The sequence below is a fragment of the Streptomyces venezuelae genome, from assembly GCF_008642315.1.
GTDB lineage: Bacteria > Actinomycetota > Actinomycetes > Streptomycetales > Streptomycetaceae > Streptomyces > Streptomyces venezuelae_D.
On the sequence record NZ_CP029192.1, the window covers coordinates 1966856 to 1980260 of the forward strand.

Here is a 13405-nt window from a genome sequence, read left to right on the forward strand (position 1 = left end):
ATCGGGGGCCGACTGTGACGACGCAGACCACGAAAACGAGAACGGACCTGTCCCAGGCCGAACAGGCGTGCGCGGAGGGCGAATCGGCACTGGAGCGGGGCGACACGAGTGCCGCCGAGAACCTCTTCACGAGGGCGCTGCGGCTCGCGGGGGTCGGGGACGGCGGGGCGACCGAGGGCGATGGGCGGGGCGGCGATGGGTGGGGCCACGACGCCCAAGGCGACGCACACGCCGTGGACGCTGTGGACGCCGGGGGCCCTGAGCGCGGCATCGACGTCGGAAGTGACGCGTACGGCGTCGACGCGGGAGGCCCTGCGTGCGGCAGCCCCGGCACCGGAGGCCCCCCGCACGGCCCCGACACGTACGACCTCGGTACCGGTGGACCCACGGGCGTCCCCGCCGCCGAAAGCCACGCAGCCGACCGCAACGCGGGAACTCTCGTGCACGGGCCCGACGCCGAAACCGACACAGACGGCCTCAACGCGGCGGCCCCTGTGCCCGGGCGCGACGTCGAGCGCGACGCGTACGGTCTTGGCGCCCGAGGCTCGACGGGCGGGTCCGACACCGACCGTGGCATGTACGGCCCCGGTGCCGGAAGCCCCACGCGTGGGCCCGCCACCGGAAACCCCGCGCACAGCCCCCTCCCCGAGGGTGCCGCGCGGGTCGTCGCGCGGGCGTGGACCGGGGTGGGGCGGGTGTGGCTCGCTCGGGGGGAGGGTGCGGGTGCCGAGGCCGAGTTCGCGCGGGCGCACGCGCTGCGGCCCTCGGCGGCGGGCCCCTTGCACTGGCTGGGCTGCGCCGCCGCGCACCGCGGCGACCTCGCGGCCGCGGAGCGCCACCTCACCGCCTCCCTCGCCTGCGCGGTCCCGCACGGCCGCAGCCTCGTCCAGCGCGCCTATGTGCACGCCCGCGCGGGCAACCCCGACTCCGCCCTCGGCGACCTGCGGGCCGCGGCGTCGGCCGGGCCCCTGGACGACGAGGCGCGCTGGCTGTTCGCCGTCCTCGCCGGGGGCTCCACGCGCGAGGTGGCTCTGCGGCTGCGCAGGGCTGCCCTCGCGGCACTCGGGGGCCACGACGGCGACGAGCTCCGGCGGCGGGCCGCTGCGCTCCTCGTCGCCGCGCGGGGGCTCGACCCAGGGAGCTGGTCCTCCTCACCGTTGTACGCCGTGGCTCTGGTGCGTGGCGGGTATCGGGCCGCCGCCGTAGCTCTGCTGGATGACGCCGTCCGGGACGATCCCTCCGATCACCGGGTTACGCACACCCTTGCGGTGGGGCTTCTCAACTCAGGGGACGCGGGGAGCGGTTCGACTTGGGAGCGTTGTGTCGCCGCGTGGGCCGCGCTGCTGCACGACGCCGGTTTCTGGGCGCACGTCCTGGAATCCGCTTCCCGGCGGTACGGCGTCGGCGTCGAGCCCTCCCTCGTACCCGTGCTGCGCGCCGGGCTGCGCGAGGCGCTCGAACGGTGCTTGCCCGACGACGCGGGCACCCGTGTCGCCCTCGGGCCGCTGCTCCAGCGTGAGGCCGACGCGGCCAAGCTGCTCGCCGCCATCGGGGGCTTTCCGGCGGCGGGGGGCGGTGGAGCACCGCTGTTCTGCGGGCCCCTGCGCATCGCGGAGCTCGGCAGGTCGGCGGAGTTCGGCGCGTTCGCGGCCGCCTGGGAGCAATCCTTCGCGATCGCGCGGACGGCCTCAGCTTCAGCCTCAGTCGACGCGCGGGCGCAGTCCTTCGCGGCAGTCTCTGCCACCTCAGCCGAAGTCGAAGCCGAGACCGAAACCGGACCCGAAGCCGGAGCCGAAGCCGAAGCCGAAGCCGAAGCCGAAACAGCAACAGCAACAGCAACAGCAACCCCCTCAGCCGCCTCCACCTCCCTCACCTACGCCTTCTCCGAACTCGGCTTCGCCCGGCTCCTCCTGGGACAGGACAAAGCGGTCGACGCCCTCGCCGCCCTCTCCGAGCTGCGCTGCCCAAGCTGTCGGGCTCGCGGCGGGCCGGGGGCCGGGGCCGTCTGCGAACCTGCGTGCGGGCGCTTCGACGAGCTGAATCCCGGGTATGCCGGAGTCCCCGACAAACACCTCCGTCTGTCACTCGACGCGCGCGGGCTCGCGCTGGAGGCGCGACTCAGTATGGGTCGGTCCGAAATGACGTCCGCGCGGCCCGACTTCGGCGCGGCGGCCGCGTACTGGCGTCGCGCCCTCGTGCACAGCAGGGAGATCGACCGGTACCGCGAGACGCAGACCGCCATCGTCGACATGGCGCTCGGCGCGGCGCGGGCGGCGCATCGCGACGGGCGGCTGAGCCTCGCCGTGTCGACGCTCGACGCGACGAGGTCGGTGATCGGCGCGAACGAACGCGGGCGGCTCGAAGGGCAGTTGGCGCGCGTGCTCGCCGACCGCGGCATCTCCGTGGCCAACGACGCGGAGGCACTGCTCGACCGGCCCGCCGCCGACCTGCGCCGCTCCGTGGCGTTCAACCCGCACCTGCTGCGGGCGCAGGTCAGCCTCGGCATCGTGCTGCGCGGGCTCGCCGCCGCCCGCTGGAGCTCCGGCAGCCTGTCGGGGGCACGCGACACCCTGCGCGAGGCCGTCGACCAACTCACCGCCGCCCTGGCGCTCTTCCCGGACGAACCCGACCTGGAGGAGCTGCGGGAAGCCGCCGTCGCGGACCTCGACCACGTCATGTGGCAGCCCGACGAGAGCGAGCAGTGACGCCCGTGCTCGGTTACGAGGAACTGCGCATCCGGGTCCGCCGTGTCGGCGCCTCCCGCTACCTGGTGACGGCGGGCGGGCCCGCGTGCGCGGCCGAGGTGATGGCGGTCGACGGGGAGCCCGAGGCGTTCCGGGAGCAGTGGGACCGGCTGATCGCGGCGGAGCTCGGGTACGCGCCGATGGGCGAGCAGCACACCGTGGCGCAGCTGCGGGCGCTCGGGCGCGGTGTCTTCCGGCTGCTGTTCGGCGACGCGGCGGAGGACGAGAGCAGGGCCGGGAGCGGAGGCGGAGCTGGGAGTGGGGGTAGGGGCGCGGACGGGTCCGGTGAGGACGCCGTAGGCGGGCGTATCGGGGCATGCGTCGACACCGCGCTCGGCCGCGCCCAGGGCATGCGTCCCGCGCGCGGGCTGCGGCTCCGCTTCGACCTGCCGCCCGAGCTGCGCGACCTCCCCCTGGAGTCGCTCTGCGCACCGCCCGGCAGCCCGCAGCAGTCGCTCGCCCTCAACCACGGGTACTCGCTGGCCCGTTCACTCGCCGGCGGCCCCCTGGGGCAGCGCCTGCCGGAGCCGGCGGACGAGCCGAGCGTGATCCGGCTTCTGGTGGTGTGCGCGTCGCCCCGTGGGCTCCCGCCGCTGCGGATGGCCCCGGAGGTCGCCGCGATCCGCAACGACCTGCCCGAAGTGGCCGTCCAGACCGTGGTGGTGGAGCGGGCGACGCGCGCGAGCCTGGAGGACGCGCTGGGCGTCCACTCCGAACTGCCCACGGCTGTCCTAGTCATCGCGCACGGGACGTACGACCGGGAGATCGGCAAGGGCGTGGTGTCCCTGGAGACGGAGAACGGTGACGTCGACCGGGTGCCCGCGGATCTGCTCGCCGCGATCCTCCTGAAGGCGCAGCGCCTCAGGTTCGTCGCCCTCAACCTCTGTGCGGGTGCGGACAGTTCACACCTGGAACCCTTCTCCGGGCTCGCGCAGGCGCTGATCGGCGGGGGCGTGCCCGCCGTGGTGGCGATGCGGGGGCGGGTGAGCGACGTGTCGGCGGGTGCGTTCGGGCCCGAGCTGCTCAAGGGCATCGCGGCGAACAAGACCGTCGACGAGGCGGTGGCCGCCGCGCGGCTGCGGATCTCGCACCTGCCGGAGCACACGGCGGTGGAGTGGGCGACCCCCGCGCTGTTCCTGCACGAGGGGTGCAGGCAGGGCTGGCTGTTCAAGGCGCGCGAGGTAAGGGACGACGAGTTCGGTGCGGGCGGCGCGGCCGTCGCGGATCCGCTGCGCGAGGGCGAGGACGCGCTGCGGACCTTCCAGAGCCCCGTCGGCCACGTCGGCTCCGCGGCGCTGATCGGCGCGGCACGCTTCCAGCGCGACCTGGGGAACTGGACACAGGTGCAGCGCATCCTGCGTACGCCGACGCAGAGTTACGCCGATGAGCGGCGCCGGATGCGGGCCGAGGCGGCGTTCGAACTGGCCTGGCCCGAGCTGGAGAAGCTGTGCGCGCTCCTCGCCGGGGAGCGGGACGCGTCGGGGGCACAGGCGCAGCTCGACGTGGTGCGCGAGCTGCTGCCGGGACCGTTGCCCGGCGCGCTCGCGGCGGAGGTCGCCGGGCTGCGCAGGCTCGTCTCGCTCGTCGACGAGGCCCGCGCGGCGGAGGCGGGGGCGGACTGGGCCACGGCCATCGGGCGCTACGAGGAGGTGCTCGCCGTGCGGCCTGGCGGGCTGCGGGACGTCACGGAACGGCTTGCCGCGGCGCGCGACGAGCTGCATGTGGCGCGGGTCTGCGAGGCGGCGGAGCGGGCACGGCTCTCGGGTGACTGGAGCGCGGCGGCCGACGGCTACGCGGCCGTCCTCGCGCTCCGCCCCGGCCATGTCGTGGCCACGGCGTGGTCGTCCTATGTGGCGGGCCGGGCCGCGGAGTCGCGGGAGGACTGGCCCGCGGCCGAGGCGGCGTACGCGGTGTGCGCGGGCCTCGACGACGCGGCGGGGCGTTCGGCGTACGCGCGGGGGCGGGCCGCGGCGGAGGACGGGGAGTGGGCGGCGGCGCGGGACGCCTTCGCGCAGGCGGGGCCCGACAGCCGGGCCTGGCAGGTGTACTGCGTCGGTCGTGCCGCGGACGCGGCGGGTGCGTGGGGCGCGGCGGAGGAGGCGTACGCGGCGGCGGACGGTTTCCTGGACAGCGGGGTACGTCTCCTGTTCGCACGGGGGCGCGGCGCGGCGGAGGCGGGCCGCCACGCCGAGGCGCTGACGGCCCTTTCCACGGCGGCCGCGCAGGGCTGGGACACCGAACCGTGGCTGAGCGGGCTGCGCCGCGGGGTCTACGAGGCGGCCCTGTCGGCGAGGGACTCCGGCGACTGGCCGGCCGTGCTCACCCATCTGTCCCCGCTCCCGCCCGACTACCACGCCACGCACCCGCTCAGGCGCTACGCGGAGGGCCGCCTCGCGGCAGCGGCGGACGAGTGGGCGTCGGCCGCGGAGGCGTTCGAGGAGTGTGTCGGGGGTGGGGGTCGGGATGTGGATGGGGATGAAGATGGGGATGGGGGTTGTGGGGGCGACGGGCAGCCCGGGGCCGACGCCGGTGCCGGTGCCGGGGCCGGGGAGCACGCGAACGCGCGGGGGCGGACACGGGAACCCGGCGGCAGGGCAGGCCGGGTGGCGGTCGGCGGGGCGGTCGGCGCCGCGGGGGACGTGCCCGGCGATGCCCGGGACCTCTGTGCGTACGCCCGCGGGCGGCTCTGTGAGATGCGGGGGCTGTGGGACGACGCGCTCGCGTTGTTCGCCGGGCTGCCGGGCGGGCTCGGGGACGTGTCCGACCGGGTGCTGTACGCGCGGGGGCGTGCCGCCGACGCACGGGAGGAGTGGGACGGCGTCATCGACGGGTTCGGCCGGCTCCCCGACGGCTACGCGGACGGCGAGGTCGGCGTCCGGCGCCTCTACGCGCGCGCACGCGTCGCCGCCGATCGGCGCGGCGACTGGGCGGCTGTCCTCAGCCTCCTGACCGGCGTACCGGACGCGGCACGCGAGGGCGCGGTGGCCGCACTCCGCCGCAAGGCCGAGGGCCGCCGCGCGGAGGAGAACGACGACTGGCCCACGGCCTGCGCGATCTACGCCCGGGCGTTCCCCGGTGGCGTACCTCCCTCCCCCGAGGCGGCGCCCGGCACCGACCCCGATCCCGAAGCCGCCCCCCTCTACCACTACGCCCTCGCCCGCACCCACGAGCAGCGTGAGCGGTGGCAGGAAGCCGTGGACGGCTATCGGTCGGTCGGGGACGACTCGTGGGGCGATGTCGGGGTGCGGCTGCGCTATGTGCGGGCTCGGGTCGCCGAGGGGGCCGCAGAGGGCGGAGAGGGGTGGCAGGGCGTCGCCGAGGCCTATGAGGCGCTGGAGCGGGACGGCGTGGCGGGGGTGGACGTCGGCGCGCGGGGGCGGTACGCGCGCGTGCGGGCCGCCGAGGCGGAGGGTGACTGGGCCTGCGTGGCCGCCGAGGCCGACGCGCTCGGGGCGCATCGCGACGCGCCCGCCGTCGCCGCCTACGCGCGCGGCCGTCTCGCCGACGCCCACCAGGAGTGGCAGCGCGCCGCCGACGCGTTCCGGCAGTGCACGGGCCACCGGGACGCCGACGCCCATCTCGCCTACGCGGAGGGCAGGTTGCTGGAGGCGGACGGGCGGTGGAGCGCCGCCGTCGCCGCGTACGAGAAGGCGGGCGGCGTGCTCGACCGGGCCGACGTGCGGTGCCGCAGGCTGCGGCGGCTCATCGGGCTGCTCCCGTGGGCGGACGGGCTGACCGGCGCCCCGCTGGTCGCCGACCCCTTCGCCGTGCGGGACCAGGCCTTTCCCTATCTCGCCCTGCGTGACGCGGGGGTGGACCCCGGCGCCTCGATGGACGTCGTCAAGAACGCCTCGTACGCCCTCCTCGAACGCGGCACCATGTCCTGGCACGAGCGCGTCGCGCTGGAGCGGCTGCGGCTGCCGGGTCGGCGCCTCCAGCTGGACGCGCTGCTCTACCGCTGGCACTCCCCCGCCGCCCTGCGCGACGCCCTCTCCACGCTCTCGCCGGACGAGGGCCCCGGGCTTCTGGAAGCCTTGTGCGCACGCTCGCCGCAGGACGCGCCGCTGCTGCTGCTCCTCGCGCGGGACCGCGAGGCCGCCGCCGCCGAGTGGGAGCGGCGTCTGAAGGAGGCGCCCGGTGACATGGCGGTGGTGCACGGGCTCGCCGTGGCGCGGCTGTGGCAGGCGCAGGAGCTGGAGCAGAGCGGCGCGTGGGAACACGCGGTGCACGCCTGGGAGTCGGCGCTCGCGTACTGGGCGACGCTGCTCAGCGACGACGAGTACTGGGACGGCTGGCGGTCCGAGCGTGCGACCGCCTACGAACGCGATCTGACGCACGACGACATGGCGTCGCTGCGCTGGGAGCTCAGCCAGCACCTCTTCGGGCAGCTTTCGGCGTACGAGCAGCGCCACACCGAGCAGGACCGGCCCCAACAGGCCGACGCCTACCAGGCTCTGGCCGCACTGCTCGAGTCCGAGCTCGGTGGCGCGCGCGTCCTGAAGGACGTGGGCGGGCTGCCGTCCGTGCCGGGCTCCGGCGGCACGCTCGCGTGCGGGCCCCGGTATCTGCGGCTGCTGTGCCTGCACGAGCCGCTCGCCGAGCTCGCCGCCACGCTCGACGCCGCCGCCCAGCAGGGCAAGGACCCGGGCGAGTACGCCGTACGGGAACTGCGTTGGGCCTTCTCGGAGTTGGCGCGGAGCTTCGCCCTCTCCGAGGTGCGGAAGTTCGAGGCGGCGCTGCGCGCGCTGCCTGCCTTCCCCACCCTGACCACGCTGCCGGACGACTGCGCCGGGCCCGCCGGGCAGGCGGCGCACACCCAGGAGTGCGGCCCCTGCAAGGACTTCCTGCGGCGCAACCCCGCGTACGTACGCCTCCCGAGGCGCCACGCCCGGCTCCTCCAGGACGGCGTCGAGCTGGCCGTGCACGTCCGTCTCGCGCTCGCCAGGACGGCCCTGACACGCGGCGACGGCGGGCTCGACGAGGCCCTGGCCCACTGGGGCGAGCTGGTGAAGGTGTCCCGTAACGCCGGGATGCAGGCCCGCTCGAAGAAGGCGGTCGTGCGCACCGTGCTCGGCCGCGTCGAGGCGCTCGCCGACGAGGAGGGCGTGCAGCTCGGCGGCTGCCTCGACGAGGCCGTCACGCTCGTCGAGTCCGTGATCACCGCGCTGCATCCGCTCGACCGCGAGCTGATGAGTCAACTGAACGCCAAACTCTCGGCGTTGCTGTCCATGCGGGGCGTGTGGCGCGGCTACACCCGCACCAAGCACGGCATGCGATCCGACATGCACGGCGCGGAGACCGACCTGCGCCGCGCCCTGGCCATCAATCCGGAGTCGAGCCACGCGCGCGACAACCTCGCCCGCGCCTTCGTGTTCACGCTCGACGAGCGGACGTACGAGGTGCCGGCCCGCCTGAAGCTGCTCCACGACGCGCTCGGCCTCCTCGACGTGGGCCTCGGGCAGGCGCTGACGCACCGGTACCGCGAGACGCTAGCCGAGGCGCTCGACGAGATGGAGAAGCTGCTCACCCGGCACCTCGGCGTCAAGGGCATGGGCGACCTGATCCGCAGCGACGGCCGGGAGCCGCCGCCCGACGAGACCGATCTCGCCTCCTGGGCCGAGGAGTTGACGCGCCGGGCGGAACACGCCCTGCGCGACGGCGACATCCTGTGGGCGCTGCACCACCTGATCCGCGCCACCCGCGCGAATCCCACCGACAGCCGGATCAGACAGGCCCTGCTCGACGCGGTGAACCGCTGGCTCGCCGAACTCACCCGCGGAACTCCCGAAGCCAGGCCTCCTGAGAACCGAGACGACGAAGACGCCCAAGACGACGAAGAGAACGAAGCAGGAGGCAGCGTCGCGTGATCAAGGACCCTTCCGCGAACGGGACAGGACCGTCGAACCTCTCCCCCTACGAGCTGCTCGCCCCGGCCGGCGTCACCCCCTGGACGTCGCACAAGGACATGCAGGACGTGTCCTTCGAGCTGCTCGCCCGGCATCTGATGACGCCGGTCACCCAGGAGGCGTGGGACGAGCTGCGCAGCGTACGCCGCAGGCTCCTCGTCGACCTGATGCTCTACGACGTCGACCTCACCGCCGAACTCCCGGTGGCCGTCGAGGACATCGACCGCGCGCTCGCCGCGGAACCGGACCCGCCGCGGAGCGGCACCGCGGTCCGTCCGGACGACACCCTCATCGACCTGATCCGGTTCGATGTCTGACGCGGCGGCCCGGCTCGCCTACGAGCACGCCCGCGCCCTGGCCGCCCGCGACTCCGTCCACCGCGCGCTCACCGAACGCCTGCTGCTGCGCTGCGCCGACGCCCTGGACTCGTTCGACCGGCTCCTCGCCGACGGCGCGGCGGGCGACGTGGACACCTACCGCGGGAGCCTGGCCCTGATCGCCGGGCAGCTGGAGAGGGACCTCGCCGAGGAGGGGCTCGAACGGGTCGGGCGGGTCGGCGAGCGGGCCGAGCCCGCCACGCACCACGTCGAGGCCGTCCGCGCCGCACCGCCCGGCACGGACGGCGACGAGGTCCTCGAGATCCTCCAGCGCGGGTATCGATACCGGGGGCAAGTGCTGCGCGCCGCCCGGGTGGTCGTCGCCGTCGACGGCGGCACGGAACAAGGGACGGTACGGGAATGAAGGCCATCGGCATCGACCTCGGCACCACGAACAGCGCGGTGGCCGCCCACGATCCGCACCGCGCGGACATCGCCGTGCTCACCAACAGCAAGGGCGAGCGGCTCACGCCGTCCGTCGTCGGGGTCGTGCGCCGCGACGGCAAGGACCAGCCGCTGGTCGGCGAGGACGCGCTGAACTGGGCGATCAGGCAGCCGAAGGAAACCATCGTCTCCGTGAAGCGGCTGATGGGGCGGGACTTCGCGGACGCGTCGGTCGTGCAGGCGCGCGACCGGATGAGCTACGAGATCGTGGCGGGCCCCGACGAGGACCCCCGCGCGCACGTGCTGCTCGGCGGGCGGGCCCGCACCCCGGCGGAGATCTCCAGCGTCATCCTGGACAAGCTGGTCAGGGACGCCTCGCGGGTCCTCGGCGAGCCCGTGACGCACGCCGTGATCACCGTGCCCGCGTACTTCCGCGACGCCCAGCGTGCCGCGACGCGCGAGGCCGCGGAGCAGGCGGGCCTCGTGGTCAAGAAGATCGTCGACGAGCCTACGGCGGCGGCGGTCGCCTTCGGTCTGCACAAGCCGGGCGGCGCCCGCAGCCGCGTGCTCGTCTACGACCTGGGCGGCGGCACCTTCGACATCTCGATCCTCAACGCGGTCAAGGACCAGGAGGGCCGGAGCCAGTTCCAGGTCCTGCGGTCGGCGGGCGACATCTGGCTGGGCGGGGACGACTTCGACCTGGCGATCGTGGAGCGGATCATCGCGTGGATGCGCGAGCAGCACCACGTGGACCCGGCCGGCGACAAGGCGTTCCTGTTCCAGGCGAAGAAGGCCGCCGAGCGCGCCAAGCGCGAGCTGAACGACCTGCCCGAGACGTACATCGTGATCCCGGCCGCGTACCGCAGCGAGAACGGCGTCCTGGACGTCGAGATGAAGCTGACGCGCGGCGAGTTCCAGGGGATGATCGCGCCGCTGGTGGCCCGCACCATGAACCTCGTCCAGGAGTCCCTGGCGCGCTACGAACTCTCCACCGACGACATCTCCGACGTCCTGCTGGTGGGCGGCGGCACCCTGACCCGGCCCGTGTACGAGGCCGTGGAGGCGTTCTTCGGCGCCGACAAGGTCCGCAGGAACATCAATCCCATGGAGTGCGTGGCCTTCGGCGCGGGCGTGCTCGCCGAGACGCTGCGCGGTGTGGAGTGCTCGGACCCGGAGTGCGCGAAGGTCAACGAGTACGGGGCGGACGCCTGCACGGAGTGCGGCCGCAGTCTGGCCGACGGGCGGTCCAAGGGCGACACGGGGCTGTACGAGTCGACACCGATGGCGATGGGCATCGCGGCGATCAAGGGCAGCCAGCGCGACGTATTCGTCGAGATCATCGAGGCGGGCTCGCCCTATCCGCTCTCCGAGCCGCGTCAGCGCACCTTCCACGCCACTGACAGCCGCCGCATCCGCGTGCCGGTCTACGAGGGCGACAGCAAGGTGGCGAGCGAGAACCACGAGCAGGGCGTGGTCGAGTTCGAGCTGCCGCAGGAGATCGAGATCAACCGCCAGGTCGACGTCTCCTTCAACTACTCGGCGGACCGCATCATCACGGTGAAGATCTCCGTGCGCGGCACGGACATGGTCCTGGAGGCCACCCCCAACCGGGAGAAGCCGCGCACACCGCCGCCCGAGCCCGTCGAGGTCCTCGACAGCGCGGCGCTGCGCGAGCAGCTGGGGTACGCCGAGCGGGAGGCCGACAGCTTCCTGAAGCGGTACGGGCCGTACATCGAGCCCGTACAGGCGATGAAGGTGCGCCGCGACATCGAGCAGGCCCAGCGGGCGGCCGCGATGGGCGACAGCGGTGAGTACAAGCGGCTCACCGAGCTGCTGCTCGACGACATGTACCGGCAGTGCGGCCTCGCCAGCCAGTTCCGGCAGGCCGAGCTGGCCTCGGAGGGCGCGCCGCCGGAGACGGTCCGGCGGATCAACGAAGCGGTGGAGTACGTGAAGCAGGCGCACCGGCAGGGCAACAGCGTCGGCACCGCCCAGCAGGCGCGCAACCTGGTGAACCTGGTGGCGGTCGCCCAGTCCGAGCGGGCCGTGCCGACGCTGCCCGACCGGCCCGACTACGAGGGCATCCTCCGCTTCGCGGAAGAGACGGCGGGCGGATGACAGAGTCAGGGCCCGCGCGGGGGGCGCCGGTCCCCGTCAGCCTCGGCATCGACTTCGGCGCGACGGGCATCCGTGCGCTCTACGCGCCGCCGGACGGGCCGGGACGGCGTCTCGACGCGGAGTGGGGCGACGGGCCGTGGCTGCTGTGCGAGCAGGCGGAGACCGGTGAACTCCCGGTGACGTTCCCGAGCCTCAAGAGCCGTCTGGGCAGCGGGCGTCCGGTGCACATCGGCGGAAAGCCGCTGGACGCGGACCGGGTCGTCGTACGGCTGCTGCGGTCGGTGCGGGAGCGGGTCGAGGCGGCGGCGCACGGCCGGGTGGCGCAGACGGTGATCAGCGTGCCCGCGCGGTTCGGCTCGGCCCAGCGGGCGGCGCTGCGGGACGCGGCGCGCGAGGCGGGCCTCGACCCGGCACGCCTGGTCAACGACTCGATGGCCGCGGTCATCGGCCACATGACGGAGCGGGACAGCGGCACGTGCCTGGTCTACGGCATGGGGTACGAGGGGTTCGAGATCGGCCTGGTCCGCAGCGTCCGCGGGCACTTCCGGTCGCTCGGCTACGAGGGCGGGGCGACGACGGGAGGGCGCGCGTTCGACACGGCGATGCTGTCGTCGGCGGCCCGGCTGCTGCGCAGGCACCGGGGCGCGGGCTCGGTCCATCGGGTCGACGCGGCCGTGTGGCAGGGGCTGCGCGCACGGGGGCAGGAGGCGCGGGAGGCGCTCGGGGTGCCGGACGGGCCCGAGGCGGCGGTGCTCGATCTCGAACTGGGGGCCGGGCCCGCGCTGTGGGTGCGGATCGCGCGGCCCGACCTGGACGCCTATCTGGAGCGGCATGTGGAGCGCACGCTCGAACGGGCGCTGACGCTGCTCGGCCAGTCGGGGATGACGCCGCAGGACGTCGACACGTTGCTGCTCGTCGGCGGCAGCACCCGGATGGAGCAGGTGCGTGCGCGGGCCTCCGCACTCGTCGGCGGGGAGAGCGTGCAGGCGCCGCCCGAGCTTCTCGCGCTCGGCGCGCTGAAACACGCGGTGCGGTTGGCGGGCGGCGCGGCGTCCTCGGGTCCCGCCGCCCTGGAGGAGGGCCCGCTGGAACCGGCCACCACCACCCACGACACCCTCTCCGACGCGCCTCCGCTCACGGCGACGCTGGTGGGGGCGGCGGAGCCGGGGGGCGGGGCCCGGGATCTGGAGGGGGCGCGGCGGCTCGTGCGGGAGGGGCGGGAGGAGGAGGCGGCCGCGGTGCTGCGCGGGGTCATCGCGGAGGCGCAGGAGCTGCTGGACGGCCTGACCCGGCGGGCGCCGCGGCCACGTTCCCTGCCTCCGGCCGACGCCGCGGCCCAGCGGCTTTCGTCGTCCCCGCCGCCCCCGTCGGCGGGCCCGACCCCCGCTCCCGTGCTCGACTACGCGTCGCAGCGGCAGATCTCCCGCGCCCGTGCGCTGCTCTCCCTCGGCCGGTACGACCACGCCGTGCAGGCCTCCCACATCGCATGGCAGGACGCGGCGACCCGGCCCGCGGGGGCCGAGATGCTGGACGCGATGATCGACGTGCACTGCGCGGCGGCGATGGCGGACATGGCGCCGGAGCACTTCGCCGACGCGGAGCAGTGGCTCAACTGCGCGTACAACCACGATCCGACGAACGTCCGGGTGCGCGGGCTGCTCGCCGAGCGCACGTTCCGGCACGCCGTCGAGCTGGACCGGCGCGGAGAACGGGATGAGGCGATTGAGGCCCTGGGGAAGTGCCTCACGTGGGACCCTGAACACGCCGAGGCGGATGCGCTGTTGAGGCGATTGAACCGTGACGGAAGGAACCGGCGCGGCAGGGGGGACGTCCTCGGACAGAGGCCACTCGAACCACCCCCGTGAAGCATCCCGTG

6 protein-coding genes are annotated in these 13405 nt (G+C 74.5%); all 6 read left to right on the forward strand.

All coding sequences use genetic code 11. The features are described from left to right. The first annotated feature begins 14 nt into the window (after positions 1-14). From DEJ48_RS08280 to DEJ48_RS08305, 6 genes are read left to right on the forward strand one after another with little or no spacing between them, the layout of a single operon-like run. Positions 15-2705 carry a tetratricopeptide repeat protein gene (locus DEJ48_RS08280; RefSeq protein ID WP_150215543.1) on the forward strand — a complete coding sequence of 897 codons (2691 nt, stop codon included), beginning with the start codon at positions 15-17 and terminating at the stop codon, positions 2703-2705. Beyond that, entirely contained in the window at positions 2702-8611 is a 5910-nt protein-coding gene (locus tag DEJ48_RS40745) for a CHAT domain-containing protein (RefSeq protein ID WP_150215544.1), read from the forward strand. Before DEJ48_RS08280 ends, DEJ48_RS40745 begins: the two co-directional genes overlap by 4 nt. Next, entirely contained in the window at positions 8608-8967 is a 360-nt protein-coding gene (locus tag DEJ48_RS08290) for a hypothetical protein (protein ID WP_150215545.1), read from the forward strand. Before DEJ48_RS40745 ends, DEJ48_RS08290 begins: the two co-directional genes overlap by 4 nt. Next, positions 8960-9391, forward strand: coding sequence for a nucleotide exchange factor GrpE (locus tag DEJ48_RS08295; RefSeq protein WP_150215546.1), 432 nt, complete (start codon positions 8960-8962; stop codon positions 9389-9391). The genes DEJ48_RS08290 and DEJ48_RS08295 overlap by 8 nt, the downstream gene beginning before the upstream one ends. Further along, complete coding sequence (locus tag DEJ48_RS08300; protein WP_150215547.1) at positions 9388-11529, forward strand: Hsp70 family protein; 2142 nt, start codon at positions 9388-9390, stop codon at positions 11527-11529. Before DEJ48_RS08295 ends, DEJ48_RS08300 begins: the two co-directional genes overlap by 4 nt. Further along, the gene (locus tag DEJ48_RS08305) at positions 11526-13394 is read left to right on the forward strand and encodes an Hsp70 family protein (RefSeq protein ID WP_150215548.1); all 1869 of its coding nucleotides are present in this window, start codon (positions 11526-11528) and stop codon (positions 13392-13394) included. Before DEJ48_RS08300 ends, DEJ48_RS08305 begins: the two co-directional genes overlap by 4 nt. The last annotated feature ends 11 nt before the right edge of the window (positions 13395-13405 follow it).